Source organism: Thermus thermophilus HB8 (genome assembly GCF_000091545.1).
Lineage (GTDB): Bacteria > Deinococcota > Deinococci > Deinococcales > Thermaceae > Thermus > Thermus thermophilus.
In genome coordinates this window covers 337,194-362,184 of sequence record NC_006461.1, presented here as the reverse complement: position 1 = coordinate 362,184, position 24,991 = coordinate 337,194, and the positions used below count along the sequence as shown (strand labels likewise).

General features: G+C 68.7%; 20 protein-coding genes, 1 tRNA gene, 2 rRNA genes and 2 pseudogenes. 7 read left to right on the top strand and 18 right to left on the bottom strand.

Features of this window, described 5'->3' with window-relative positions:
* Positions 1 to 42 precede the first annotated feature (42 nt).
* The 3 genes and pseudogenes from TTH_RS01990 to TTH_RS01980 form a co-directional block, all read right to left on the bottom strand.
* Positions 43 to 1,296: an ABC transporter substrate-binding protein gene (locus tag TTH_RS01990; RefSeq protein WP_011227893.1), complete on the bottom strand. Its 1,254-nt coding sequence runs from the start codon at positions 1,294 to 1,296 to the stop codon at positions 43 to 45.
* A 55-nt stretch (positions 1,297 to 1,351) separates the two neighbouring features.
* The gene (locus TTH_RS01985; protein ID WP_164926087.1) at positions 1,352 to 2,485 is read right to left on the bottom strand and encodes a carbohydrate ABC transporter permease; all 1,134 of its coding nucleotides are present in this window, start codon (positions 2,483 to 2,485) and stop codon (positions 1,352 to 1,354) included.
* 49 nt (positions 2,486 to 2,534) lie between these two features.
* Positions 2,535 to 3,731, bottom strand: a pseudogene (locus tag TTH_RS01980) (carbohydrate ABC transporter permease).
* Between the two features lie 31 nt (positions 3,732 to 3,762).
* On the opposite strand from TTH_RS01980, the gene tsaB reads away from it, so the two are divergent.
* Positions 3,763 to 4,311, top strand: a complete 549-nt coding sequence (tsaB, locus tag TTH_RS01975; protein WP_011227889.1) for a tRNA (adenosine(37)-N6)-threonylcarbamoyltransferase complex dimerization subunit type 1 TsaB — start codon at positions 3,763 to 3,765, stop codon at positions 4,309 to 4,311.
* Positions 4,312 to 4,457: 146 nt separating this feature from the next.
* On the opposite strand, the gene TTH_RS01970 is transcribed toward tsaB, so the two are convergent.
* The 4 genes from TTH_RS01970 to TTH_RS01955 are packed head-to-tail and all read right to left on the bottom strand — an operon-like array spanning position 4,458 to position 8,614.
* Positions 4,458 to 5,108: a flavodoxin family protein gene (locus tag TTH_RS01970; RefSeq protein WP_008631587.1), complete on the bottom strand. Its 651-nt coding sequence runs from the start codon at positions 5,106 to 5,108 to the stop codon at positions 4,458 to 4,460.
* Positions 5,109 to 5,145: 37 nt separating this feature from the next.
* Positions 5,146 to 6,954 (bottom strand): menaquinone biosynthesis decarboxylase, encoded by a 1,809-nt coding sequence (locus tag TTH_RS01965; RefSeq protein ID WP_011227888.1) that lies wholly within the window; start codon positions 6,952 to 6,954, stop codon positions 5,146 to 5,148.
* Between the two features lie 14 nt (positions 6,955 to 6,968).
* Positions 6,969 to 7,307, bottom strand: coding sequence for a YraN family protein (locus TTH_RS01960; RefSeq protein ID WP_011227887.1), 339 nt, complete (start codon positions 7,305 to 7,307; stop codon positions 6,969 to 6,971).
* The gene (locus TTH_RS01955; protein WP_011227886.1) at positions 7,295 to 8,614 is read right to left on the bottom strand and encodes a PASTA domain-containing protein; all 1,320 of its coding nucleotides are present in this window, start codon (positions 8,612 to 8,614) and stop codon (positions 7,295 to 7,297) included. The genes TTH_RS01960 and TTH_RS01955 overlap by 13 nt, the downstream gene beginning before the upstream one ends.
* Positions 8,615 to 8,640: 26 nt before the next feature.
* Here TTH_RS01955 and TTH_RS01950 point away from each other — a divergent pair, with 26 nt between their 5' ends.
* Entirely contained in the window at positions 8,641 to 9,183 is a 543-nt protein-coding gene (locus tag TTH_RS01950; protein ID WP_011227885.1) for an NAD(P)/FAD-dependent oxidoreductase, read from the top strand.
* Between the two features lie 45 nt (positions 9,184 to 9,228).
* Here TTH_RS01950 and TTH_RS01945 read toward each other — a convergent pair whose 3' ends face one another.
* Positions 9,229 to 9,999: an SDR family NAD(P)-dependent oxidoreductase gene (locus TTH_RS01945; protein ID WP_011172461.1), complete on the bottom strand. Its 771-nt coding sequence runs from the start codon at positions 9,997 to 9,999 to the stop codon at positions 9,229 to 9,231.
* A gap of 155 nt (positions 10,000 to 10,154) precedes the next feature.
* Between TTH_RS01945 and TTH_RS01940 the strand changes: the two genes are divergently transcribed.
* The 3 genes from TTH_RS01940 to TTH_RS01930 all read left to right on the top strand — a co-directional run bounded on the left by TTH_RS01940 (position 10,155) and on the right by TTH_RS01930 (position 13,356).
* Positions 10,155 to 13,067, top strand: a 23S ribosomal RNA gene (locus tag TTH_RS01940).
* Between the two features lie 84 nt (positions 13,068 to 13,151).
* Positions 13,152 to 13,268 (top strand): 5S ribosomal RNA (gene rrf / locus TTH_RS01935).
* A 12-nt stretch (positions 13,269 to 13,280) separates the two neighbouring features.
* Positions 13,281 to 13,356: transfer RNA gene (locus TTH_RS01930), tRNA-Gly, on the top strand.
* A 34-nt stretch (positions 13,357 to 13,390) separates the two neighbouring features.
* On the opposite strand, the gene TTH_RS01925 is transcribed toward TTH_RS01930, so the two are convergent.
* The 10 genes and pseudogenes from TTH_RS01925 to TTH_RS01880 form a co-directional block, all read right to left on the bottom strand.
* Entirely contained in the window at positions 13,391 to 14,023 is a 633-nt protein-coding gene (locus TTH_RS01925; RefSeq protein WP_008634004.1) for a histidine phosphatase family protein, read from the bottom strand.
* Positions 14,020 to 15,021 carry a phosphoribosylformylglycinamidine cyclo-ligase gene (purM, locus tag TTH_RS01920; protein ID WP_011227884.1) on the bottom strand — a complete coding sequence of 334 codons (1,002 nt, stop codon included), beginning with the start codon at positions 15,019 to 15,021 and terminating at the stop codon, positions 14,020 to 14,022. The genes TTH_RS01925 and purM overlap by 4 nt, the downstream gene beginning before the upstream one ends.
* 5 nt (positions 15,022 to 15,026) lie before the next feature.
* The gene (gene gatB, locus TTH_RS01915; protein WP_011227883.1) at positions 15,027 to 16,436 is read right to left on the bottom strand and encodes an Asp-tRNA(Asn)/Glu-tRNA(Gln) amidotransferase subunit GatB; all 1,410 of its coding nucleotides are present in this window, start codon (positions 16,434 to 16,436) and stop codon (positions 15,027 to 15,029) included.
* Between the two features lie 10 nt (positions 16,437 to 16,446).
* Complete coding sequence (locus tag TTH_RS01910; protein WP_011173990.1) at positions 16,447 to 17,532, bottom strand: type IV pilus twitching motility protein PilT; 1,086 nt, start codon at positions 17,530 to 17,532, stop codon at positions 16,447 to 16,449.
* A gap of 12 nt (positions 17,533 to 17,544) precedes the next feature.
* Positions 17,545 to 20,214, bottom strand: coding sequence for a type IV pilus assembly ATPase PilB (gene pilB, locus TTH_RS01905; protein WP_011173991.1), 2,670 nt, complete (start codon positions 20,212 to 20,214; stop codon positions 17,545 to 17,547).
* Positions 20,211 to 20,696: a YqeG family HAD IIIA-type phosphatase gene (locus TTH_RS01900; RefSeq protein ID WP_011173992.1), complete on the bottom strand. Its 486-nt coding sequence runs from the start codon at positions 20,694 to 20,696 to the stop codon at positions 20,211 to 20,213. Before TTH_RS01900 ends, pilB begins: the two co-directional genes overlap by 4 nt.
* 34 nt (positions 20,697 to 20,730) lie before the next feature.
* Positions 20,731 to 21,459 (bottom strand): peptidoglycan editing factor PgeF, encoded by a 729-nt coding sequence (pgeF, locus tag TTH_RS01895; protein WP_011227882.1) that lies wholly within the window; start codon positions 21,457 to 21,459, stop codon positions 20,731 to 20,733.
* A pseudogene (surE, locus tag TTH_RS01890) lies at positions 21,456 to 22,210 on the bottom strand (5'/3'-nucleotidase SurE). Before surE ends, pgeF begins: the two are co-directional and overlap by 4 nt.
* 58 nt (positions 22,211 to 22,268) lie before the next feature.
* Positions 22,269 to 22,475: a cold-shock protein gene (locus TTH_RS01885; RefSeq protein ID WP_011173995.1), complete on the bottom strand. Its 207-nt coding sequence runs from the start codon at positions 22,473 to 22,475 to the stop codon at positions 22,269 to 22,271.
* 99 nt (positions 22,476 to 22,574) lie between these two features.
* A complete protein-coding gene (locus TTH_RS01880; RefSeq protein ID WP_224065233.1) occupies positions 22,575 to 23,222 on the bottom strand; it encodes a transposase in 648 nt (215 codons plus the stop codon).
* Between TTH_RS01880 and TTH_RS11435 the strand changes: the two genes are divergently transcribed.
* On the top strand, positions 23,164 to 23,349 hold the full coding sequence (locus tag TTH_RS11435) for a hypothetical protein (RefSeq protein WP_223966770.1): 186 nt from the start codon (positions 23,164 to 23,166) through the stop codon (positions 23,347 to 23,349). The genes TTH_RS01880 and TTH_RS11435 overlap by 59 nt on opposite strands.
* A 320-nt stretch (positions 23,350 to 23,669) precedes the next feature.
* On the top strand, positions 23,670 to 24,959 hold the full coding sequence (locus TTH_RS01875; RefSeq protein WP_011173996.1) for an ABC transporter substrate-binding protein: 1,290 nt from the start codon (positions 23,670 to 23,672) through the stop codon (positions 24,957 to 24,959).
* Positions 24,960 to 24,991: the final 32 nt, after the last annotated feature.

Sequence of the window (24,991 nt, the reverse complement as noted above, 5' to 3'; positions counted from 1 at the left end):
CCGAAGCGGGCGGGGGCCCGAACCGGTAAGGCGAAAGGGCCTCTAGCGGGTCCTGCTGGAGAGGAGGTCCTCCGCCAGCTTCTGGGCCCTGTCCAAGGCCGCCTTGGGATCGGCCTTGTTGAGGATGGCCTCCTTGATGGCCTGGCCCAGGATGTCAAAGCGGATCTGCTCCCACTCCGCCAAGGCGGGCTCAAACTTGGCGTAGCGGCTCTGGCGCACGATGGTGGCGTAGTCGGGGTTCTCGGCGGCGTAGGCCTGGTAGACGGGGTCCTTGAGGGCCCCCTCGGTGACGGGCACGTAGCCCGTGGCCGTGGCGAAGACCGCCTGGGCCCTGGGGGAGAGGACGAACTCCAGGAAGTCCTTGGCCACCGCCTGCTCCTCCTTGGAGGCCTGGCGGAAGACCACCAGGTTGGTGCCCTGGACGAGGCCGTAGCCCGGCTGGCCCTTGGTCCGGCCCGGCAGGGTGGCCACCCCCAGGTCAAACTTGGCCGCCCGGAGGTAGTAGGTGTAGCCCGCGGAGGTGTCCACGCTGAAGGCGTAGGGCCCCGAGCCCAGGTTCTGGTTGATGTAGCCCGAGGTGATGGGCTTGGCCCACCCCTCCTTGACCCCGTTTTGCAGGAGGGTGAGGGCCTCCACCGCCTCCTTGGAGTTCAGCACGAGCTTCCCGTCCTTGAGGTAGCTCCCGCCCAGGTTGAAGAAGAAGTAGGCGAAGGTGGAGGCGTCGGGCTGGAACCAGTAGACGGGGCCGCCCTCGGCCCGGGAGAGCTTCTTTGCGGCGGCCACGAACTCCTCGAGGGTCGCGGGCACCGGAACCCCGTGCTTCTTCAGGAGGTCCTTGTTGTAGTAAAGGACCTGGATGCTCTTGTTGAAGGGCACCCCGTAGACCACGCCCCCGAAGCGGACGGCGTTCAAGAAGGTGAGGTTCACCCCTTGGAGCTTGACCCCCAGGGACTCTATGGGCAGAAGGGCCTTGGCCTCGAGGTAGAGGGCGATGTTGTTCTCAAAGGCCTGGGCCATGGTGGGCACCTTCCCGGCGGCGAAGGCCGCCTTGATCTTGGTGGAAAGGTCCCGGTACCCCCCCTGGGGCACGGGGCGGACGCACCGCCCCTGCTGGGCCTTGTTGAACTCCACCACCAGGTTCTCCAAGGCCGCTTTAGGGGCCCCGCCGGTGAAACCGTGCCAGAGCTCGGCCACCACCTTGGCCCTGGCGCACTGCTCCTTGATCACATCCTCCGGCTTGGCCTGCTGGGCGAAGGCCACGCCCAGCGCCGCCACCAGCAAAAGCGCCTTCTTCATACCCTCACACCTCCGGGGAGAGTATACCCTGCCCCGCGTCAGGGCACGTTCAAGCTCACTTCAGCCCCGTGCGGGCGATCCCCTGAATGAACTGCCTCTGGGCCACGAAGTAGCCCAGGACCACGGGGGCGATGACGAAGGCGCTCGCGGCCATCAAGGCCCCGTAGTCCGAGCCCGCCTCGGAGACGAAGGCGAGCAGCCCGAGCTGCACCGTGCGCATCTCCGGGCTCTGGGTGACGATCAGGGGCCAAAGCAGGGCGTTGTAGGCCCCGAGGAAGGTGAAGATGCCGTAGGAGACGAGGCCGGGGACGCTCAAGGGCAGGGCGATGCGGAAAAGCTGGGTCAGGTACCCCGCCCCGTCAATGCGGGCGGCGTCAAAGAGGTCCTGGGGAAGGGAGAGGTAGAACTGCCGCAGGAGGAAGATGCCGAAGACCGAGGCCAGCCAGGGAACGATGAGGGCGTAAAAGGTGTCCAGCCAGCCCAACCGGGCGAGGAGGACGTAGTTGGGGATGAGGAGGACCTCCCCCGGGACCATCATCGTGGCCAGGACGAGGACGAAGACGGCCTCCTTCCCCGGGAAGGGGATCCGGGCCAGGGCGAAGGCGGCCAGGGCGGCGAGGAAGAGGCCCACCGCCACCTGGACGGAGGCGGTGAAGAAGCTCACGAAGAAGTACCGGCCCCAGGGGGCGGCGTCCCAGGCCTCGAGGTAGTTGTGGAACACGTACCCCAAGGCCCCGGGCACCGCGTTCACCCACTCCAGCCGCCAGTACTCCCCCTGGGAGCGGCGGGCGTCCGGGGGCAGGGGGGGCTCCAAGGGCACCCCCTTGGGCCAGAGGACCACCAGGGGGACCCGGCGGAAGCCGGCCTCCCCCGTGTTGGTGAGGCGGACCCACCACCCCCCCTCCCCCCGGACCACCTCCACCCTCGTCCCGTCGGCCACGGGGTCAAAGAAGGCCCCCGGGGAGCGGGGCACGAGGGCCCTCGGGGGCGGCGCCTCGGGCCCCGGGAAGAAGAGGGCCACGCTCCGCCCGGGGCCAAGCCCCCCAAAGAGGGGGCTATCCCCCAGCCTCGCCGCCTTGAGCCAGTTCACCGGCTTCATCCGCTCGGGAACCCAGACGGGCTCGGCCTGGAGGGCCTCCTGGGGGCTTTTGAAGCTCGTGGCCAGCATCCAGTAGAAGGGGAAGGCCATCACCCCTCCCCCCGTGAGGAGGAGGAGGTGGACGAGAAGACGGGCCGCCCTAGATCTCATAGTTCACCCGCTTTTCCAAAAGCCGCCGCTGCACCAGGGTCAGGGCCAGGATCACCAGGAAGGTCACCATGGCGATGGCGCTGGCGTAGGAGAAGTCCGAGTCGCGGAAGCCCTTGTTGTAGAGGTAGAAGGCCAGGGTCAGGGTGTCCTGCAGCACCCCGCCCGTGGGGGTGAGGACGTAGACCTGGGTGAAGACCTGGAAGGCCCCGATGAGCCCCAGGGTGAAGAGGAAGAAGGTGGTGGGGGAAAGGAGGGGCCAGGTGATGAGGCGGTGCTTCTGGAAGAAGCTCGCCCCGTCCAGCTCGGCGGCCTCGTAGTACTCCTTGGGGATGGCCTGAAGCCCCGCCAGGAGGATCACCACCTGGTAGCCCAGGAAGTGCCACACGCTCATGGCCATGACGGCCACGAAGGCCAGGCTGGGCCCCGCGAGGAAGCCCTGAAGCTCCACCCCCAGGGGGCGCAGAAGCAGGGCGAAGACCCCGGTGGGGGTGTTCAGCCAGTCCAGGCCCGGGGTGTGGAGGAGCCAGTTGAGGAAGCCGAACTCGGGGTGGTAGATCCAGCGCCACACGGCGGCCGCGGCGGTCAGGGCGGTGATGTAGGGGAGGAAGAAGAGGGTCCGGTACAGCCCGAGGAAAGCCACCTGGGTGTTGAGGAGGATGGCCACGAAGGTGGCGAGGAGGAGCCCGGTGGGCACGGTGAAGACCACGTACCAGAAGGTGTTGCCCAAGGCGCGCCAGAAGAGGGGGTCCTCGAGGAGGATCCGGTAGTTCTGGAGCCCGGCGAAGGCCGCGGGCCTGAGGAAGTTCACCCGGTCAAACAGGCTGAGGTAAAAGGCGTAGAGGGTGGGAAAGACCTGCCACACCAGAAGGAGGGCGAGGGCGGGCCACACCAGGGCCCAGCCGTAGAAGGCGGCCTAGGCCTTCTCCGGAAGGGTCCGCCCCAGGGCCAAGGCGGCGCCCAAGGGCCCGAGAAAGGCCAAAGGCGGGAAAAGAGGGGCCAAAAGCCCGAGGGCGAGGGGCGCGGCCCGCCACCCTCCCCAAAGCAGGCCCCAGAGCGCAAGGAGAAGGTACCCGGCCCACAGGCCCCACGCCGCCCAAGCGGGGAGAAAGCCCAGCCTCTGGGCGTAGAGGCCGAGGGCGAGGAGCACCCCCACGCCCAAGACCCAGTGCAGGGGATAGGTCCTCATTCCCTGCCGGAGTATAGCAGGAGGCCCTAGGATGGGGAGGATGTGGACGCTGGTCCTGGACACGGCCACCCCCTACCTCTCCCTGGGGCTCTTCCGGGGGGAGGCGGGGGTGGGCCGGGTCAAGCGGGTGGAAAGGCGGCACGAGGAAGTCCTCTTCGGCCTCCTGGAGGAGGTCCTGAGGGAGGTTGGGGCCGGGCGCGAGGAGATCGGCGCCCTGGTCTTGGGCGAGGGCCCGGGCTCCTACACGGGCCTGCGCATCGCCTTGGCCGCGGGCCTCGGCCTCGCCCAGGCCCTGGGGGCCAGGGTCTTTGGGGCGAGCTCCCTCCTCGCCGCCTGCTGGCCCTACCTGAAGGAAGGGGAGCCCCTCACCCCCCTCTTCACCGCCAGAAACGGCCTCTTCTACGGGGCCACCTACACCCTGGAGGGGGGAAGGCCCAAGGAGGTGGTCCCCCCGAGGAAGCTCAAGGCCACGGAGCTCCCGCAGGAAGGCCGCCTCCTCCTGGACGCCCCTCCGGACCCCAGGGCCCTCTACGAGCTCCTCCCCTTCGCCCACGAGGGGGTGGAGCCCCTCTACCTCTGAACCGGGAAGGCCCGCGCCGGCGCAAGCGAGCCCAGGGCGGCCTTCTACCCTTTCTTCCGGTTTCCTTCGCCCAACTGGCCCAGGGAAGCTCCCTAGGGACCTTTTGCCGGGGCCCCCATGCTGGCGCAAGCCAGCATGGGGTGGCATCAGTCCCCCGCGGCCCTCGAGGCGGGCGCCCGGTAGAGGTAGCTCGGCAAGGGCTCCTGGAAGGAGGTCCCCCGGAGCCTCTCCGCCATGAGCACCAGGTTCTCCCCGGCGATGCGGGCGTCCTCCAGGACCTCGGGGCTCTCCTTGAGGGCGGTGAGGTGTTTCCGGTGGGCGTAGACCAGGCCCAAGGGGGCGAGGACGAAGCCCATGTAGGAGAGGGGCAGGAGCATCTGGGCGAGGGCCTGGCTCGCCCCTTCCTCCTCCGCCACCGCCAGGAGGGCCATGGGCTTGCCCAGGTTGAGGAGGCCCTGGTTCTCCATGGAGGTCATCCGCTCCAGGAGGGCCTTCATCCGGGAGGAGACGCTGAACCAGTAGACGGGGGTGGCGAAGACCACCGCGTCGGCGGAAAGGATCCGCTCCGCCACCTTCCCGAACCCGTCCCAGGGCCCCTGGACGCAGGTTTCCGGCCCGCAGGAAGCGGGGTCCACGGAGTAGTTGCCGGCGCAGAGGGGAAAGGGGTGCCGCACCAAATCCAGGCGCTCGGTGGTCGCCCCCTTGCGCCTGGCCGCCTCCAAAACCTCGTCCAAAAGCTCCGCCGTAAACCCGTCCGTCCTAGCCGATGCGTTCACGCCGAGGACGTGTAAGCCCATAAATATCACCTTCGCACTAAACCTCTTTTAGTTTACATCACTCACCCACCGTTGTCCAGCCCAGGCCGTACTCCGCCCACCGGGCCTCCACCAAGGCCTTCACCTTGGGGTCCATCCGGATCCTCTCGGGCCAGACCCTGGGGAAGCCCTCCTCGGGGAGCTTCCTCGTGCCGTCCAGGACCAAAACCGGCCCCTCCACCCCCGGCATCACCCGGGCGTCCCGCTCGGGATCCACGTTGTTGAGGACGTACCAGAGGAGCTCCTCCGGGCTTAGGGCCGTGTCCTCGTCGGCGAGGAGGAGAAGCCGGATCCCGGCGCTTTGCGGGGCCCTCAGGAGCCTCTCCGCCACCTCCCAGGCCTGGTGGGGGCGCCGCTTCGCCAGCACCGCCCCCCAGAGGCCCGGCCACTGCCTCTGGTCCAGGACCTCGGGGTCTTCGGGAAGCCCGGGGTGGGCCTTGGGGACGAAGGGCGCCTCACCCCCCTCCTCGGGGAGCTTCCTCGTGCCGTCAATGACGAGCTTCCCCCCGAAGGCGAAGGCCCGGGAGCTGTGGTCCAGGACGTCCACGGGGCCCCGGAGGAGGAGGGTGTCCCGCCCGGGAAGGGCGTGCTTGAGGGCCTCCAAGAGGGCGGCGAACCCGGGCTTGACCGGGACGTCCGCGTCCACGGCCACGATGACCTTGGCGAACATCATCTGCCCCAGGCCCAGCATCCCGTAGGCCACCTTGTAGGCCTGGCCGGGGTAGGCCTTCCTCAGGCTCACGTTCACCCAGTTGTGGGCCACCCCCTCGGGGGGCATGTGGTAGTCCACCACCTCGGGGAGGACGAGGCGGAGGGCGGGGAGGAAGAGCCTTTCCGTGGCCTCAATGAGGTAGGCGTCCTCCATGGGGGGGACCCCGACGAGGGTGGCGGGGTAAATGGCCCCCTTGCGGTGGGTGACGGCGGTGACGTGGAAGCGGGGGTAGAGGTCCACGGGGGTGTAGAAGCCCGTGTGGTCGCCAAAAGGCCCCTCCTCCACCAGGGGCTCCTCGGGGTCTATGTAGCCCTCGAGGACGAACTCCGCCTCGGCGGGCACGGGGAGGTCCACGGTCACCCCCCGGGCGAGCTCAATGGGGGCCCCCCGGAGGAAGCCCGCCAGGTGGAACTCGCTCACCCCCGGCAAGGGAGGGAGGGGCGCGGTGGCGGCGTAGGTGAGGACCGGGTCCCCCCCCAGGGCCACGGCCACCTCCAGCTTCCTCCCCAGCCTCTTCGCCTTCTCCAGGTGGCGGCGGCCCACCTTGTGCAATTGCCAGTGCATGGCGGTGCTCCTTGGGTCCAGGACCTGCATGCGGTACATGCCGAGGTTGAGCTCCCCGGTCTCGGGGTCCTTGGTGATGACGAGGGGCAGGGTGAGGAAGGGCCCCCCGTCCAGAGGCCAGCACTTGAGGACGGGAAGGCGCCTTAGGTCCACCTCCTCCCCCCGCCACACCACCTCCTGCACCGGGGCCCGGCGGACCCGCCTGGGGAAGAAGCCCCGGAGGAGGGGGAGCTTGGGGAGGAGGCCCAGGAGGGCGGAAAGCCCCCCCTTCCCCGGCTCCAAGGCGAGGAGGGCCTCCACCTTCCTCGCCAGCTCGTCCAGGTCCTCCACCCCCAGGGCGAAGGCCGTGCGCGCCCGGGTGCCGAAAAGGCCGATGGCCACGGGGAAGTCCTTCCCAACCACCCGCTCAAAGAGGAGGGCGGGGCCCCCCGCCTTCACCACCCGGTCCGCGATCTCGGCGATCTCCAGCTCAGCGCTCACCGGGACCCTGACCCGGTGGAGCTCCCCCCGGCGTTCCAAGGCCTCGAGGTAGGCCCGAAGGTTCCGAAACACCCCTAAGCTTACCCTTAGAGCTCCAGCACAAGGTGCTCCAGGCGGAAGTCCTTTGGGGTGCCGTGGACGAGGACGGCCTCGAGGCGCACCGGGAGGTCGTCCCGTCCGAGGAGGAAGCGGGCGCTTTGGAGAAGCCTCCTCACCTTCCCCGGGGTAATGGCCTCCAGGGGAGCGCCGAAGCGGGCGGAAGCCCGCTGCTTCACCTCCACCACCACGTAAACCCCGTCCTTTTCCATGAAGAGGTCCACCTCGCCGAAGGGAGTGCGGCGGTTCCTCCAAAGGAGGCGGTAGCCCTTCCCCAGGAGGAAGCGAAGGGCCTCCTCCTCGGCCCACCTTCCCCTCAAGGCGCCCACTCCTGGAAAAGCTCCCCGTCCAAATAGAGGCGGAAGCGGGCCTCCCCCAGGACCTGGTAGGTCCCCGAAAGCCTCAGGCCCTCCTCCCCCGGCCCCTCGTAGACCACCTGGGCTCCCCGGGCGTCCACGAGGAGGAGGCGCACCTGCCGGCCCTGGGCCTCGGGGGGCAGGTCCAGGGCCAAAACCACGGAGCGGAGGGGGGTCCCGGGGAAGGCCTCGGGCAGCTGGACCGCCCCCTGGACCGCCACCCTAAGCCGCACCGGGCTTCCGGGGAGGACGGCCTCCCCCGGCCCCGGCACCTGCGCCAGGACCAGGCCCTCAGGCGCCCCCGAAGGCACCTCCTCCACCTGGGGCAAAAGCCCCGCGGCGTTCAGCAAGAAGAGGGCGTCCTCCCGCTTCAGGCCCACGAGCCGGGGAACGACGACCCTCTCCCCAGACCGCTCCCCCGCCACCAGGAGGTCCACCCGGGCCCCGTAGGCCATGGGCGTCCCCGCCGGGGGGCTCGTGGCGAGGACGGTCCCCGCCGCCTCCTCGGCCTCCACCGCGGCCACCCGCCCCACCTGGAAGCCGAGCCCCGAAAGCCGGTCCTCCGCCTCCGCCCTGGGGAGGCCCCGGAGGTCGGGGACGGGCACGAGCCGCGCCTGGTTCAGGACCAGGCGCACCACCCGCCCGGCTCGGAGGCGGGTGCCGGGTGGGGGGTCCTGCTCCAGCACCACCTCCTTGGGCCTCGAGGGGTCGTTCCCCTCCTCCACCTCCAGGCCAAGCCCCGTGTCCCGGAGGAGAAGAAAGGCCTCCCGCGCGGTCTTGCCCACCAGGTCGGGGACCACGTACTCGGGGGGGTTGAAGTAGCGGTAAAGCCCCTGGGCCAAGAGGAGGAGGCCCAGGCCCAGGAGGAAAAGCCCCGGGGCCACCCGGGACCAAAACCCCCCCCGGCCCCGCCTCGCGGCCCCCAGGCGGAGGGGCCAAGGGGCGAGGTAGGCCACCTTGTCCTCCCCCATGGCCACGTGCTCCGGCCCGAAGCCGAAGGGGGCCAAGGCGGCCAGGACCTCCTTGGGGGGGCGCCGCCCGCTCAGGGGCCGCTCGGGAAAGAAGGCGTAGTACCGCCCCGGCTTGGCCGAGACCTGGGCCTCGAGGAGGCCGAGCTCCTCCAGGCGCCTGATCGCCGCCCGGTAGCGGTAGAAGCGGTCCTTGTCCTGGGGCGTGCGGACGTCAAAGTAGAAGACCAGCCCCCCCTCCACCCGGTAGAGGGTCACCCCGTCCCGGCTCTCCAGCGTCTCCAGAACGGGGTAGCGGTCGTCCAAGAGCATGCGGGGCCGATTATACTACGGGCGGTATGTGGGACGTGATCGTGGTGGGAGGCGGCCCCTCGGGGCTTTCCGCCGCCCTCTTCCTGGCCAGGGCCGGGCTCAAGGTCCTGGTCCTGGACGGGGGCCGCTCCAAGGTCAAGGGCGTAAGCCGGGTGCCCAACTACCCCGGCCTCCTGGACGAGCCTTCCGGCGAAGAACTCCTCCGCCGCCTCGAGGCCCACGCCCGCCGGTATGGGGCCGAGGTCCGCCCCGGGGTGGTGAAGGGCGTGCGGGACATGGGCGGCGTCTTTGAAGTGGAAACCGAGGAAGGGGTGGAGAAGGCGGAGCGCCTGCTCCTCTGCACCCACAAGGACCCCACCCTCCCGAGCCTCCTCGGGCTGACCCGCCGCGGCGCCTACATTGACACCGACGAAGGGGGCCGCACCAGCTACCCCCGGGTCTACGCCGCCGGCGTGGCCCGCGGCAAGGTGCCGGGCCACGCCATCATCAGCGCCGGGGACGGGGCCTACGTGGCCGTCCACCTGGTCTCCGACCTGCGGGGCGAGCCCTACAAGGACCACGCCCTCTAGTCCCCACGCGCTTCGCCTCCGCGGGGCCCTCGCCCCGGTGGGGGCCTACACCGGCCGCCCCGCCATCATGAAGCTCGCCGTCATCCCGCCGTCCACGGGCAGGATGGCCCCGGTGATGAAGCTGGCCTTCTCCGAGGCCAGGAAGAGGACGGCCTCCGCCACCTCCTCGGGCTTCCCCAGGCGCCTCAGGGCGTGGAGGTCCTCCCAGTCCCTCCGGGTCCTCTCCGGGTCCGGGGAGAGGGCGATGGCCTCCAGGACCGCCTCCGTGGCGATGGCCCCGGGCGCCACCGCGTTCACCCGGATGCGGAGGGGGGCGAGGTCCAGCGCCAGGGAGCGGGTGAGGTTCACAAGCCCCCCCTTGGAAGCGTTGTAGGCGGCGTTTTCCTGCTCGGCGAAAAGCCCCTGCACGCTGGCCACGTTGACGATGGCCCCACCGCCCACCTTCCGCATCTCCCGCGCGGCCAAGGCGGAAAGGTGCATGGGGGCGGTGAGGTTGACCTCAAGCACCCTGCGCCACTCGGGAAGCCGCACCGTGAGGGCCGAGCCGGGGGCGGCGATGGCGGCGTTGTTGACCAGAACGTCCACCCGGCCCAGGGCGTAGGCGGCCTCCTCCACGAAGCGCACCCGCTCCCTCTCGTCCTCGAGGTCCACCTGGAAAAACGCCCCCCCGATGGCCTCCGCCACCTCCTTCCCCTCCGGGCGGAGGTCGCACAGGGCCACCAAGGCCCCCTCCCGGGCGAAGGCCTGGGCGATGGCCCGGCCGATGCCCCGGGCCCCCCCGGTCACCAGCACCCCTTTGCCAGCGAAAAGGCCCATACCCGAAGGATTTTCCCCCGAGGGCCTCCCGTCAAGAGGGGGCCCTTGACAAAGGCCATGCCTCCTTGGTATCTTCCCTTTTGCGCTGCCCTGAGGGGGGTAGCGGGGGATCTTGAAAGCTGGGGTGGATGAAGGGCTTTGAGGGTCCTTTGAGGGGTCAAGATGGTAAGGGCCCACGGTGGATGCCTCGGCACCCGAGCCGATGAAGGACGTGGCTACCTGCGATAAGCCAGGGGGAGCCGGTAGCGGGCGTGGATCCCTGGATGTCCGAATGGGGGAACCCGGCCGGCGGGAACGCCGGTCACCGCGCTTTTGCGCGGGGGGAACCTGGGGAACTGAAACATCTCAGTACCCAGAGGAGAGGAAAGAGAAATCGACTCCCTGAGTAGCGGCGAGCGAAAGGGGACCAGCCTAAACCGTCCGGCTTGTCCGGGCGGGGTCGTGGGGCCCTCGGACACCGAATCCCCAGCCTAGCCGAAGCTGTTGGGAAGCAGCGCCAGAGAGGGTGAAAGCCCCGTAGGCGAAAGGTGGGGGGATAGGTGAGGGTACCCGAGTACCCCGTGGTTCGTGGAGCCATGGGGGAATCTGGGCGGACCACCGCCTAAGGCTAAGTACTCCGGGTGACCGATAGCGCACCAGTACCGTGAGGGAAAGGTGAAAAGAACCCCGGGAGGGGAGTGAAATAGAGCCTGAAACCGTGGGCTTACAAGCAGTCACGGCCCCGCAAGGGGTTGTGGCGTGCCTATTGAAGCATGAGCCGGCGACTCACGGTCGTGGGCGAGCTTAAGCCGTTGAGGCGGAGGCGTAGGGAAACCGAGTCCGAACAGGGCGCAAGCGGGCCGCACGCGGCCCGCAAAGTCCGCGGCCGTGGACCCGAAACCGGGCGAGCTAGCCCTGGCCAGGGTGAAGCTGGGGTGAGACCCAGTGGAGGCCCGAACCGGTGGGGGATGCAAACCCCTCGGATGAGCTGGGGCTAGGAGTGAAAAGCTAACCGAGCCCGGAGATAGCTGGTTCTCCCCGAAATGACTTTAGGGTCAGCCTCAGGCGCTGACTGGGGCCTGTAGAGCACTGATAGGGCTAGGGGGCCCACCAGCCTACCAAACCCTGTCAAACTCCGAAGGGTCCCAGGTGGAGCCTGGGAGTGAGGGCGCGAGCGATAACGTCCGCGTCCGAGCGCGGGAACAACCGAGACCGCCAGCTAAGGCCCCCAAGTCTGGGCTAAGTGGTAAAGGATGTGGCGCCGCGAAGACAGCCAGGAGGTTGGCTTAGAAGCAGCCATCCTTTAAAGAGTGCGTAATAGCTCACTGGTCGAGTGGCGCCGCGCCGAAAATGATCGGGGCTTAAGCCCAGCGCCGAAGCTGCGGGTCTGGGGGATGACCCCAGGCGGTAGGGGAGCGTTCCCGATGCCGATGAAGGCCGACCCGCGAGGGCGGCTGGAGGTAAGGGAAGTGCGAATGCCGGCATGAGTAACGATAAAGAGGGTGAGAATCCCTCTCGCCGTAAGCCCAAGGGTTCCTACGCAATGGTCGTCAGCGTAGGGTTAGGCGGGACCTAAGGTGAAGCCGAAAGGCGTAGCCGAAGGGCAGCCGGTTAATATTCCGGCCCTTCCCGCAGGTGCGATGGGGGGACGCTCTAGGCTAGGGGGACCGGAGCCATGGACGAGCCCGGCCAGAAGCGCAGGGTGGGAGGTAGGCAAATCCGCCTCCCAACAAGCTCTGCGTGGTGGGGAAGCCCGTACGGGTGACAACCCCCCGAAGCCAGGGAGCCAAGAAAAGCCTCTAAGCACAACCTGCGGGAACCCGTACCGCAAACCGACACAGGTGGGCGGGTGCAAGAGCACTCAGGCGCGCGGGAGAACCCTCGCCAAGGAACTCTGCAAGTTGGCCCCGTAACTTCGGGAGAAGGGGTGCTCCCTGGGGTGATGAGCCCCGGGGAGCCGCAGTGAACAGGCTCTGGCGACTGTTTACCAAAAACACAGCTCTCTGCGAACTCGTAAGAGGAGGTATAGGGAGCGACGCTTGCCCGGTGCCGGAAGGTCAAGGGGAGGGGTGCAAGCCCCGAACCGAAGCCCCGGTGAACGGCGGCCGTAACTATAACGGTCCTAAGGTAGCGAAATTCCTTGTCGGGTAAGTTCCGACCTGCACGAAAAGCGTAACGACCGGAGCGCTGTCTCGGCGAGGGACCCGGTGAAATTGAACTGGCCGTGAAGATGCGGCCTACCCGTGGCAGGACGAAAAGACCCCGTGGAGCTTTACTGCAGCCTGGTGTTGGCTCTTGGTCGCGCCTGCGTAGGATAGGTGGGAGCCTGTGAACCCCCGCCTCCGGGTGGGGGGGAGGCGCCGGTGAAATACCACCCTGGCGCGGCTGGGGGCCTAACCCTCGGATGGGGGGACAGCGCTTGGCGGGCAGTTTGACTGGGGCGGTCGCCTCCTAAAAGGTAACGGAGGCGCCCAAAGGTCCCCTCAGGCGGGACGGAAATCCGCCGGAGAGCGCAAGGGTAGAAGGGGGCCTGACTGCGAGGCCTGCAAGCCGAGCAGGGGCGAAAGCCGGGCCTAGTGAACCGGTGGTCCCGTGTGGAAGGGCCATCGATCAACGGATAAAAGTTACCCCGGGGATAACAGGCTGATCTCCCCCGAGCGTCCACAGCGGCGGGGAGGTTTGGCACCTCGATGTCGGCTCGTCGCATCCTGGGGCTGAAGAAGGTCCCAAGGGTTGGGCTGTTCGCCCATTAAAGCGGCACGCGAGCTGGGTTCAGAACGTCGTGAGACAGTTCGGTCTCTATCCGCCACGGGCGCAGGAGGCTTGAGGGGGGCTCTTCCTAGTACGAGAGGACCGGAAGGGACGCACCTCTGGTTTCCCAGCTGTCCCTCCAGGGGCATAAGCTGGGTAGCCATGTGCGGAAGGGATAACCGCTGAAAGCATCTAAGCGGGAAGCCCGCCCCAAGATGAGGCCTCCCACGGCGTCAAGCCGGTAAGGACCCGGGAAGACCACCCGGTGGATGGGCCGGGGGTGTAAGCGCCGCGAGGCGTTGAGCCGACCGGTCCCAATCGTCCGAGGTCTTGACCCCTCCATCCGCACTCATCCCATCCCACCCCAGCTGCCCCCTACCCCCCCGCAGCGCGGGATTTTGAAAACCCAAAACACCAGAATCCCCCGTGCCCATAGCGGCGTGGAACCACCCGTTCCCATTCCGAACACGGAAGTGAAACGCGCCAGCGCCGATGGTACTGGGCGGGCGACCGCCTGGGAGAGTAGGTCGGTGCGGGGGATTTTCCCTTTCGCGGGAGTAGCTCAGTCGGTAGAGCACGACCTTGCCAAGGTCGGGGTCGCGGGTTCAAGTCCCGTCTCCCGCTCCAATACCCAAACCCCCCAGGTCAAAACCTGGGGGGTTTATCCTTTTAGGTCCTCGTCGCTGAGCCAGTCGGCCCACACCTCCAGGTGGGCGGCGTCCGCCACGGTGAGCACGGCGTTTTCCGGGTAGAGGATCCGGGTGATGGAGGTGTTTTGGATGTGGAAGCGGCGCCAGGTGTCCCCGGCGAGGTCTAGGGCGAGCTTGAGGGCGGCGCGGATGACGCCGCCGTGGGTGACCACGAGGTGGCGGCCGGGCGGCACCTCTTCCAGAAAGGCCTGAAGCCTTCGGGCCAGGTCGGCCATGCTCTCCCCGCCGGGCCTGCGGGCGTTCCAGGGGTCCTCGGCCGCTTCCGCCAGGAAACTGGGGAACCGGGCCTCGGCCTCGGCCCGGGTCAGGCCGGCGAGCTCGCCCACGTGGATCTCCCGGAGAAGAGGCGTGGTGGCGATGGGGAGGCCGAGGACCTGGGCGAGGGGCTCGGCGGTCTGGCGGGCCCGCCGCAGATCCGAGGCGTAGAGGCGGTCAAAGCTTATGCGGCTGCGGCTGAGGCGCTCGGCGAGGCGGAAGGCCTGCCCGATACCCACGGGGGAGAGGGGGATGTCCAGGTGCCCCTGGAAGCGCCGCTGGGCGTTCCACTCCGTCTCCCCGTGGCGGACGTACCAGATCTCCTTCATACCAGGCGGACGCCCTCTCCCGGGACCACCCGGCCCACCAGGAAGCCCTCCACCAGCTTCAGGGCCTCCTCGGCCGCTTCCTGGGGGAGGACGAGGACCATGCCCAAGCCCATGTTGAACACCCGGTACATCTCCTCCTCGGGGATGCCCCCCAGGCGTTGGAGGTAGGGGAAGACGGGGGGGATGGGCCAGCTTCCCCGCCGGACCTCCGCGCCGAGGCCCGGGGGCAGGGCCCGGGGCAGGTTCTCCGGGAGGCCCCCGCCGGTGATGTGGGCGGCGGCGTGGAGCTCCACCCCCGCCTCCCAAAGGAGGCGGAACTCCTTCAGGTAGGCCCGGTGGGGGCGGAGGAGGGCTTCTTTAAGGCTTTCGCCGAGTTCGGGGACGGGGGCGGAGAGGTCCTGGCCCGCCACCACCTTGCGGATGAGGGAGTAGCCGTTGGTGTGGGGGCCGGAGGAGGGGAGGGCGAGGAGCGCGTCCCCTTCCCGCACCCGCTCGGGCCCGAGGATGCGGCTCCGCTCCACCACGCCCACCAGGGTGCCGGCGATATCCCAGGCGCCTTCCCGGTAGACGCCGGGCATCTCGGCGGTTTCCCCCCCTAAGAGGGGGATGCCGTGCGCGCGGCAGGCCTCGGCCAGGGAGGCGAGGAGGGCGGCCAACACCCCTTCGTCCAGGTGGCTTGCCGCCAGGTAGTCCAGGAAGAAAAGGGGCTCCGCCCCCTGGGCCAGGAGGTCGTTGACCGAGTGGTTGACCAGGTCAAAGCCGAGCCCCGAGACGTCCCCTGCTTCCAGGGCCAGGAGGGTTTTGGTGCCCACGCCGTCCGTGGTGGCCACCAAAACCGGTTCCTCTAGGGCCTTGAGCCGGCTTGCGGCGTAAAGCCCGCCGAAGGCCCCCATGCCCCGCAGGACCTCGGGGGTGTAGGTGGCGGCGATGGCCTCCCTGGCCCGCCTTAGGGCCTCGGCCTTGGCCTCGATGTGGACCCCGGCCTCCTCGTAGCGCATCGGCCCTATCCTACCCCAAGGGCCTCGAGGAGGAGGCGGCGCACCAGGTCGGGCCGGGCTTGGCCCCGGGTCTTGCGCATCACCTGGCCCACGAGGGCGTCCAGGGCCTTGACCTTTCCTTGGCGGACGCTTTCCGCCGCCTCGGGCATGGCGGCGATGGCCTCGGCCACCAAGGCCTTCAGCGCCCCCTCGTCCGCCACCACCTTGAGCCCCCGTTCCCGCACCAGGGCCTCCGGGTCCTGGCCCTCGAGGACCTCGGGGAGGAGGCTTTTGGCCACCCGGCTCGTGACCTCTCCCCGCTCAAAGAGCCCCACGAGCCGGGCGAGGCCCTCGGGGGAGAGCCGGGTCTCCTCCAGGCGGAGGCCCCGCTCGTGGAGAAGCCCCGCCACGTCGGCGAGGAGCCAGTTGGCCAGGGCCTGGGGGGAGGCGAGGCCCAAGGGAAGGGCCTGGTCTAGGAAGCGGGCGAGGGAGGGGGTGTAGGCCAGGACCTCGGCGTCCTTTTCCTTGATGCCTAGGGCGCGGTAGCGGGCCTCCTTCTCCCAGGGGAGCTCGGGAAGGCTTCGCCGCACCTCCTCAAGCCAGTCCCGGGGGATGGCCACGGGGGGCAGGTCGGGCTCGGGGAAGTAGCGGTAGTCGGCCTCTTCCTCCTTGGTGCGCATGGGGTAGGTTTTGCCGCTCCCCTCCTCAAAGCCCATGGTCGCCTGCTTCACCTTCTCCCCCCGCCTTAGGATCTCCGTCTGGCGGCGGATCTCGTACTCCAGGGCCCGTTGCACGCTCTTGAAGGAGTTGAGGTTTTTGATCTCCACCTTGGTGCCCAAAGGCTCCCCCACCCGCCGCACGGAGACGTTGACGTCGGCCCGGAGCTTGCCCTCTTCGGGGGAGGCGTCGGAGATCCCCAGGGTCTGGACCAGGGCCTGGATGCGCTGAAGGAAGAGCCTGGCCTCCTCGGGGGTCTTGAGGTCGGGCTCGGTGACGAGCTCAATGAGGGGGCTTCCCGCCCGGTTGAGGTCCAGGAGGGTCCGCCCCTCCAGGTGGAGGCTTTTCCCCGCGTCTTCCTCCAGGTGGAGGCGCTTGATGCGCACCCTTCGCTCCCCCAAAGGCAGGCTTCCCCCCCGGCCCAAGGGGAGGTCGTACTGGCTGATCTGGTAGTTCTTGGGGAGGTCGGGGTAGAAGTAGTTCTTGCGGTGGAAGACGAGCCTTTCCGGCACCTCGGCCCCCAAGGCCAGGGCGAGCCTCAGGCCGTGCTCCACCGCCACCCGGTTGGGCACGGGGAGGGCCCCCGGGAGGCCTAGGCAGACCGGGCAGGTGTGGGTGTTGGGCTCCGCCCCGAAGTAGTCCGCCCGGCAGCCGCAGAACATCTTGGTGCGGGTCTTGAGGTGCAGGTGGACCTCGAGGCCGATGACGGCTTCGTACATCGGGGAAAGTTTACCGCCTGGCGCCCTCGGGCGCGCCCGCGAGCCTCATGAACTCCTTGGGGTCCACGGCCCTGGCGAGCCCCATCTCGTAGGTGATGAGCTTGCGCCGGTAGAGGTCGGCGAGGCAGGCGTCCATGGTGATCATCCCGTACTGGCCGCCCGTCTGGATCACGCTCCTTAACTGGTGGGTCTTCCCCTCCCGGATGAGGGCCCTCACGGCTGGGGTAGCGATCATGAGCTCGTAGGCCAGGACCCGCCCGCCGCCAAAGGCCTTGGGCAGGAGCTGTTGCGTGAGGACGGCCACCAGGTTGTTGGAGAGCTGCACCCGGACCTGTTCCTGCTGGTTTTCCGGGAAGACGTCCACGATGCGGTCTATGGTCTCCGGGGCGGAGTTGGTGTGGAGGGTGCCCATGACCAGGTGCCCCGTCTCGGCGGCGGTGATGGCGGCGGCGATGGTCTCGTAGTCCCGCATCTCCCCCACGAGGATCACGTCCGGGGCCTGGCGGAGGACGCTGCGGAGCGCCTTGTGGAAGCTCTTGGTGTCGGAGCCGATCTCCCGTTGGTTCACGATGGCCCGCTTGTGCTTGTGGAAGAACTCTATGGGGTCCTCAATGGTGACGATGTGGCAGGCCTTGCGTTCGTTGATGTAGTCAATCATGGAGGCCAGGGTGGTGCTCTTGCCGGACCCTGTGGGCCCCGTGACCAGGACGAGGCCCCTTGGGCTCATGGCGATCTCGGCGATGTTCTTGGGGAGGCCGAGCTCCTCAAAGCTCTTCACGGCGCTCGGCACGACCCTTAGGACCCCCCCCACGCTTCCCCTTTGCAGGAAGACGTTGACCCGGTACCGCCCCTTCCCGGGGAGGCTGAAGGAGAAGTCCAGCTCCTTCTCCTCCTCAAAGATCCGCTGCTGCTTCTCGTCCATGAGGGCGTACATGAGGCGGCGGGTCTCCTGGGGGGTGAGGGGCTCGTACTCCGTGGGGTGGAACTCCCCGTCGATCTTCAGCATGGGGGGGAGGCCCACGGTGATCACCAGGTCGCTCGCCCCCCGCTCCACCGCGAGCGCCAAAAGGTCCACCACGTCTGGGGCTTTGGCCATCGCTTTCCTCCTTTACTCAATGGTACGCGCCAGGACCTCCTCGAGGGTGGTGATCCCTTGGAGGGCCTTGTAGAGGCCGTCCTCCCTCAGGGTCTTCATCCCCTTCCTCCGGGCGATCTCCTTGATCTCCGTGGCCGACTTCCCCGCCACGATGGCGTGGCGGATCTCGTCGTCCACCACCAAAAGCTCGTGGATGGCGTAGCGGCCCTTGTACCCGGTGCCGCCGCACCGCTCGCACCCCATGCCCTTGTAGAGCCTGGCCCCTTGGATCTCCGCCTCGGAAAGCCCGAGGCGCCTGAGGGTCTCGGGGTCCGGCTTGACCTCCACCTTGCAGTGCTCGCACACCCTGCGCACCAGGCGCTGGGAGAGGACGCCGATGAGGGCCGCGGAGATGTTGAAGGGCTCCACCCCCATCTCGTCCAGGCGGGTGATGGCCTGGGCGGCGTCGTTGGTGTGCAGGGTGGCGATGACGAGGTGGCCGGTGAGGGCGGCTTCGGTGGCGATCTTGGCCGTCTCGGAGTCCCGGATCTCCCCCACCATGATGATGTCCGGGTCCTGCCTGAGGAAGGCCCTTAGCGCCCGGGCGAAGGTGAGGCCCGCCTGGGGGTTCACCTGGGTCTGGTTGATCCCGGGGATCTCGTACTCCACGGGGTCTTCAATGGTCTGGGTGTTTTTGTCGGGGGTGGCGATGCGCTTGAGGATGGAGAAGGTGGTGAAGCTCTTGCCCGACCCCGTGGGCCCGGTGATGAGGAAGATGCCGTAGGGCTTGGAGATCACCTCCTTGAAGCGTTCAAACACCCCCGGGGCGAAGCCCAGGTCCTCGATCTCGGGGATGTCCGAGGCCTTCTTGAGGAGGCGCATCACCGCCTTCTCCCCGTAGACCGTGGGCAGGGTGGAAAGCCGGAGGTCCACGTCTATGGCCCCTTCCCGGTAGCGCACCCGTCCGTCCTGGGGGAGGCGCTTCTCGGCGATGTTGAGCCCGCCCATGATCTTGACCACGGAGATCACCGCGTTCAGCGCCCCCTTGGGCAGGGTGCTGTACGGCCGCAGGGCGCCGTCAATCCGGAGGCGCACCTGGACGTCGTTCTGCCTGGGCTCAATGTGGATGTCGGAGGCGTCCTGGAGGAAGGCCTCCCGGATCACCTGCTTCACGAACTTCTGGGCGGCGCTCTCGTCCAGCTCCAGGGGGCTTGGGACCTCCTCCTCCGCCTGCTTTTTGGCGAACTCCTTGGCGATCTCCGAGAGCTCGGCCTTGCCGTAGAAGCGCTCGATGAGCTTGGTGATGGCGGCCTCCGTGGCCACGGCGGGGGCCACTTCGTAGTTCAGGCCCTTCCTCTTGAGGGCGAGGCGCACGTCGTCCAGGGCCAGGATGTTCCTCGGGTCCTTCATCAGGAGGACGAGGCGGTTTCCCTCGAGGCGGTGGGGGAAGACCCCATAGCGGCGGCACAGGTCCTCTGGGAGGAGGAGGGGGGCGCCGGGATCGGGGGGGTCCTCCTCGGGGTCAACGTAGGGGTAGCCCAGCTGGGTGGCCACCGCCTGGGCCAGGGCCTCGGGCCTGAGCTTCCCCGACTGGACCAGGGTGTCCTCCAGCCGGCCCCCGCCCCGCCTTTGCTTCTGCAGGGCCTCCTCCACGTCCTCGGGGCGGGCGAGGCCGAGCTCCACCAGGATCTCCCCCAAAGGCTTGGCCCGGGGCAGGCCTTTCTGCACCTCCAGGGCCTCCTTCAGCGCTTCCCGGGAGAGCTTGCCCTCCTGGACCAGGACCTCCCCCAGGCGGTTCTTCTGCGGGTAGGCCCGGCGGAAGAGCTCCTCCCAGGCCTGGGGGAGGGCGAGGTAGAAGCGGGCGGGCCGATTGAGGAGCTGGGCCACCGCCTCCTTGTGCCGGGGGTCGGAGAGGACCACCTCCACCTCCCCGTTTTGGAAGCCGATGGGCACGGCGCCGTAACGCAGGGCGTCGGAACGGAGGAGGAGGAGGGCGGCGGAGGGGTCGGGGACGATCCCCTCGGTGCTTTCCAGAAACTCCAGCCCCTTCTGCTCCGCCAAGGCCCGGTAAAGGGCCTCCTCGGGGAGCCCCTTCCGCACCAGGATCCGCCCGAGGAGGTCCCCCGTCTTCTCCTGTTCCACCAAGGCCTCCTCCAGGGCCTCGCGGGAGATCCACCCCTTTTGCAGGAGGAGCTCCCCGAGCTTGAGGTCCTTCTGGCCCTCGCCCGAAGGCGGCGGGGGGACGGGAAGGCCGAGCTCCGGGTAGTGTTTGGCCAGGGCGTAGAGGAAGGCGCTTTTGGTGGTCTGGTACGGCTCCACCACGAGCCCCGTGAGGTCCTCCACCTCCTCGAGGCTCAGGGTGTCCAGGGGGTTGAGGAAGGCCACCCGCACCACCCCCGCCTCCTCGTCCAGGGCGAAGGGGATGGCCTTGAGTTCCTTGGCCTTCTCCGCGGGAAGGAGGGCCTTGACCTTGGGGGGGATCTCCACCCGGTGGAGCTCCACCAGGGGGATGCCGAAGCGGTCCTCAATGGTCTGGGCGATCCTCCTCTCGGAGAGGAGGCCCATGTCCACCAGGACCTCGGCCAAGGAGCCCCCCACCTCCCGGTGCCGTTCCAAGGCCCGCTGCAGCTCCTCGTCCGTGAGGAGCCCGGCGTCCAAGAGGGCCGCCCCGAGCCTTTTGTCCCCTATGGTCAGCACGCTCATCTCGTCACACCCCCTCGAGGCCTCCTAAAGGGAGCTTCCAGCATGCGTATGAAACGGGTGTAAAAGAACTCCTGCTCCCGCAAGGGGGGGACCAGGACGGTGTAGGCCCCCACCAGGTTGCCCCCGAGGACATCGGTGAAGACCTGGTCCCCCACCGCCGCCACCTCCCGGGCGGGCAGGCCCAGGGCTTTGAGCGCCTTGCGGAAGCCGAACCAGGGTTTGAGGGCGGGGGCGTGGCCGGGGAGGTCCAGGAGGCGCTGCACCCGGGCAAAGCGCTCGGGGAGGGCGTTGGAGAGGAGGTAGACGGGAACCGCCCCCTTCAGGTCCGAAAGCCACGCCCGGTAGGCCTCCGGCAGGTCCCCCTCCCCGTAGGGGAGGAGGGTGTTGTCCAGGTCCAGGATCACCCCCTTGAGGCCCCGGGCCTTGAGCCACGCCGGGGTCAGGTGGAGGAGGGAGGGGAGGACCTCCCGGGGGAAGAGCATGCCTCCATTGTGCCACGGGCCCCTGTACGCTGCCTTAACGGGGGGGAAGCATCACGAGGCCCCACATCCTGCCCGTCCTTCCCCGGTCCCGGCGGTGGGAGAAGAGGTTGGGGGCGCAGTGGGTGCAAAGCCCCACCCGGTAGATCCGCTCCTCCCTAAGCCCCGCCCGCCGCGCCTGGAGGAGGAGGGCCTGCTCCAGGTCCAAGAGGTACTTCCCCGGGGCGGCGGGGTCCTCGCGGAAGGTGAAGAGCCCCGCCTCGGCGAAGCGGGCCACCACCTCCTCGCCCACCTGGTAGCACGCCCCCCCGATCCCGGGGCCGATGGCCAGGTGGACCTCCGTGGGGTCCAGGCGGTAGACCGCCTCGAGGCGCTCCAGGGCCTTGGGCAGGATCCCCCCCACCACCCCGCGCCAGCCGGCGTGCAGGGCCCCCACGGCCCCCTTCGGGTGGTAGAGGAGGAGGGGGTAGCAGTCGGCCACCCCCACCCGGAGGAGGAGGCCGGGGGTGCGGGTGAGGAGGCCGTCCCCCTCCCAGAGCCCCGGCCCCTCCACCGGGTGGACCTCGGTGCCGTGGACCTGGCGGAGGCCCGCCACGGGCGGGTGGCCGAAGGCCGCGAGCACCCGGCGCTGGTTCTCGGCCACCCTCTCGGGGTCGTCCCCGGTGGCGGCGGAGAGGTTGAGGCTGCGGAAGGGTCCCTCGGAGACCCCGCCTTCCCGGGTGGTGAAGCCGTGGGGCACCGGGAGGGGGGTGCGCAGGAGGGTCACGGGGCCACCCCCTCCAGAAGGCCTGAAAGCGCCTCGAGGAAGCCGTGGGCGGTGAGGTCCAGGCTCACCGGGGTCACGGAGACGTACCCCCGCCGCACCGCCCAGAGGTCCGTCCCCTCCTCCTCCTCCCCGGCTGGGGTGCCGGCGATCCAGTAGTAGGGCTTGCCCTCCGGGTCCAGCCGCTCCACCACCTGGTCCTCAAAGCGGTGGGTGGAAAGGCGGGTGACCAGGAGGCCTTTGGGCCTCGAGGCGGGGAAGTTCACGTTGAGGAGCACCCCCGGGGCAGTCCCCGTTCCCCCACGGCCCGGGCGATGGCGAGGGCCCAGCGGGCGGCCTCCTGGAAGTCCAGGACCTCCCCTGAGGTGTCCAGGCTGAAGGCGATGGAGGGGATCCCCAAGGAGGCCCCCTCGAGGGCCGCGGCCACCGTCCCCGAGTGGGTGAGGTCCAGGCCCAGGTTCACCCCCAGGTTGATCCCCGAGACCACCAGGTCTGGCCGGCCCAGAAGGTGGACGCCCAGGACCACGCAGTCGGCGGGCGTCCCGTCCACCCGGTAGGCGGGGATCTCCCCGAAGCCGGCGCTTTGGGTGTGCTTGAAACGCAAGGGGCGGCGGACGGTGATCCCGTGGCCCACGGCCGACTGCTCCATGTCCGGGGCCACCACGAACACCTCCCCCAGCGCCCGCATGGCGAGGCCCAGGGCCTTGATGCCCGGGGAGAAGATGCCGTCGTCGTTGGAGACCAGGATGCGCATGGCCCCTCCATGATAGAAAAAGCCCCCCACCAGGGGGGCTTTAGGGGCAGCCCTCTTGTTAGAGGCGCCGGACCCGCCTGGCCTGGGGGCCCTTGCCGTTGCGGCCCGGCTCCACCTCAAACTCCACGCGCTCCCCTTCGCTCAGGGTGCGGAAGCCATCGGCCTCAATGGCCGAGAAGTGTACGAACACGTCGGGACCTTCCTCCTGCTGGATGAAACCGTAGCCTTTTTCCGCGTTGAACCACTTTACGATGCCTTTGTTCATGCCTACTCCTTCAAATCCCTTTCCAAACCCATCTTTGGCTTCGGAAAGTAACTTATTGTTTCACGCGCCCAAGCAAAAGTCAACCCCTCCCGGGCTTGCCTAGTAAATCGCCTTGTACCCCGGAGGGGGCGGGAGAAGGGAGAGAAGAACCCTAAGGCCGTAGGCGATGAGCTCCAAAAGCGCCCGCGCCATGGCCGTCCAAGGCTTCCGCTCCCAAAGGTACCCCCCACCCAGCCGCGTCTTCATCCCCCCAAACACCCCCTCCACCACCCCGCGAAACCGGTACACCTCGGGGTCCCACCCCTCCCGCGCCCGCACCCGCGCCTCCTCCCTGGCCTCGCCCCCGCCCCGAAGCCGGATCACCGGCCGCACCCCCGCCTCCCCCAAAACCCCCCACACCTCCTTCCCGTCAAACCCCGCGTCCGCCAAAAGCCACCCCCGGGAAGGAGGAAACCGCCTCAGCACCTCCCCCCCAAGCCGGGGGTCCGGGGCGTAGCCCTCCCCCACCACTCCACCCCAGGGCCACAAGAGCCGCCTCTCCCTATCCCACCGCATCAGGGCCAGAAGCCGCGCGTGCCCCCGCACCCGCCGCACCTCCTTCCCCCGACGAAAGCGGAGAAGCCGGTCCTTGCTCCGGTAGGCCAGCCCCGTGGTGTCCATGAGGTAGAGGGGGGGAAAGCGCCGCCAGGTGTGCCGGCGCCTCGTCCGAAGCCGCTTCGCCTTCCGGCGAGGACTCCGGGGCGAGATGGGCCTCCAGTTCCCGGGAAAGCCTCTCCAGGAGGGCCTCAAGGAGTTTGGGGTCCAGGTGCTTGAGGGCGTAGCGGGCCAGGGACTGGTGGGAAGGGAAGGGGCCTTCCATCAGGTCCTGGAGTGAGGCCTCCGTCTCGCGGTAGGTGAGGTGGAAGAAGGCGCGGAAGAGAAGGAGGGCCAGGTAAAGGGCGTGGCTGTAGCGCCAGGGGCGGCCCCGCTTGCCTTTGGGGGTGGGAGGGGCCACCTCCCGGGCCAGGCGCAGGCAGTGTTCCAGGACCTCCTTGGGGCTTGCCTCCCTGCGAAGGAAGCCTCGCTTGCCCATCAGGAGAGAGATATACACCCGTCCTCCTGACCTTTGCAAGGCAAGCCCACCCCTCCCCCCTTGACGCTCCCCCAAAAGCCCCCTTATAATCGCTGTGGAATAGCTTCCAAAGGAGGTACGGTATGCAAAGGCGGACCTTTTTGAAGAAGCTCGGCGTAGGCGTGGCGGCAAGCCTCGTTCTGGGCCCCGCCCTGGTGCGGGCGCAGTCCGGCCCCGTGATCCGCGTGGCCGGGGACTCCACCGCCGTGGGCGAGGGCGGCCGCTGGATGAAGGAGATGGTGGAGGCCTGGGGGAAGAAGACGGGCACCCGGGTGGAGTACATTGACTCCCCCGCCGACACCAACGACCGCCTCGCCCTCTACCAGCAGTACTGGGCCGCCAGGAGCCCCGATGTGGACGTCTACATGATTGACGTCATCTGGCCGGGCATCGTGGCGCCCCACGCCCTGGACCTGAAGCCCTACCTCACGGAGGCGGAGCTCAAGGAGTTCTTCCCCCGTATCGTCCAGAACAACACCATCCGGGGCAAGCTCACCTCCCTGCCCTTCTTCACCGACGCCGGCATCCTTTACTACCGCAAGGACCTCCTGGAGAAGTACGGCTATACGAGCCCGCCCCGGACCTGGAACGAGCTGGAGCAGATGGCCGAGCGGGTCATGGAAGGGGAGAGGCGGGCGGGCAACCGCGACTTCTGGGGGTTCGTCTTCCAGGGTAAGCCCTACGAGGGCCTCACCTGCGACGCCCTGGAGTGGATCTACTCCCACGGGGGCGGGCGCATCGTGGAGCCCGACGGCACCATCAGCGTCAACAACGGCCGGGCGGCCCTGGCCCTGAACCGGGCCCACGGCTGGGTGGGGAGGATCGCCCCCCAGGGCGTGACCAGCTACGCCGAGGAGGAGGCGAGGAACGTCTGGCAGCAGGGCAACAGCCTCTTCATGCGCAACTGGCCCTACGCCTACGCCTTGGGCCAGGCGGAGGGGAGCCCCATCCGGGGCAAGTTCGGGGTCACGGTCCTGCCCAAGGCCTCGGCGGACGCCCCCAACGCCGCCACCCTGGGCGGCTGGCAGCTCATGGTCTCCGCCTACAGCCGCTACCCCAAGGAGGCCGTGGACCTGGTCAAGTACCTGGCCTCCTACGAGGTCCAGAAGGACAACGCCGTCCGCCTCTCCCGCCTGCCCACCCGGCCCGCCCTTTACACCGACCGGGACGTCTTGGCGAGGAACCCCTGGTTTAGGGACCTCCTCCCCGTCTTCCAGAACGCCGTCTCCCGTCCCTCCGACGTGGCCGGGGCCCGGTACAACCAGGTGTCCGAGGCCATCTGGACCGAGGTGCACAGCGTCCTCACGGGCAGGAAGAAGGGCGAGCAGGCCGTGCGGGACCTCGAGGCCCGCATCCGCCGCATCCTGCGCTAGCCCCATGCCTTCCCGGGGAGGCCTGGGCCTCC

Bases quoted from the DNA above. Each gene is read 5' to 3' on its own strand.
- TTH_RS01990 (WP_011227893.1), bottom strand. From the start codon at position 1,296: ATGAAGAAGGCGCTTTTGCTGGTGGCGGCGCTGGGCGTGGCCTTCGCC.
- TTH_RS01985 (WP_164926087.1), bottom strand. From the start codon at position 2,485: ATGGCCTTCCCCTTCTACTGGATGCTGGCCACGAGCTTCAAAAGCCCC.
- tsaB (WP_011227889.1), top strand. From the start codon at position 3,763: ATGGGGAGGATGTGGACGCTGGTCCTGGACACGGCCACCCCCTACCTC.
- TTH_RS01970 (WP_008631587.1), bottom strand. From the start codon at position 5,108: ATGGGCTTACACGTCCTCGGCGTGAACGCATCGGCTAGGACGGACGGG.
- TTH_RS01955 (WP_011227886.1), bottom strand. From the start codon at position 8,614: ATGCTCTTGGACGACCGCTACCCCGTTCTGGAGACGCTGGAGAGCCGG.
- TTH_RS01950 (WP_011227885.1), top strand. From the start codon at position 8,641: ATGTGGGACGTGATCGTGGTGGGAGGCGGCCCCTCGGGGCTTTCCGCC.
- TTH_RS01945 (WP_011172461.1), bottom strand. From the start codon at position 9,999: ATGGGCCTTTTCGCTGGCAAAGGGGTGCTGGTGACCGGGGGGGCCCGG.
- TTH_RS01925 (WP_008634004.1), bottom strand. From the start codon at position 14,023: ATGAAGGAGATCTGGTACGTCCGCCACGGGGAGACGGAGTGGAACGCC.
- purM (WP_011227884.1), bottom strand. From the start codon at position 15,021: ATGCGCTACGAGGAGGCCGGGGTCCACATCGAGGCCAAGGCCGAGGCC.
- gatB (WP_011227883.1), bottom strand. From the start codon at position 16,436: ATGTACGAAGCCGTCATCGGCCTCGAGGTCCACCTGCACCTCAAGACC.
- TTH_RS01910 (WP_011173990.1), bottom strand. From the start codon at position 17,532: ATGGCCAAAGCCCCAGACGTGGTGGACCTTTTGGCGCTCGCGGTGGAG.
- pilB (WP_011173991.1), bottom strand. From the start codon at position 20,214: ATGAGCGTGCTGACCATAGGGGACAAAAGGCTCGGGGCGGCCCTCTTG.
- TTH_RS01900 (WP_011173992.1), bottom strand. From the start codon at position 20,696: ATGCTCTTCCCCCGGGAGGTCCTCCCCTCCCTCCTCCACCTGACCCCG.
- TTH_RS01885 (WP_011173995.1), bottom strand. From the start codon at position 22,475: ATGAACAAAGGCATCGTAAAGTGGTTCAACGCGGAAAAAGGCTACGGT.
- TTH_RS01875 (WP_011173996.1), top strand. From the start codon at position 23,670: ATGCAAAGGCGGACCTTTTTGAAGAAGCTCGGCGTAGGCGTGGCGGCA.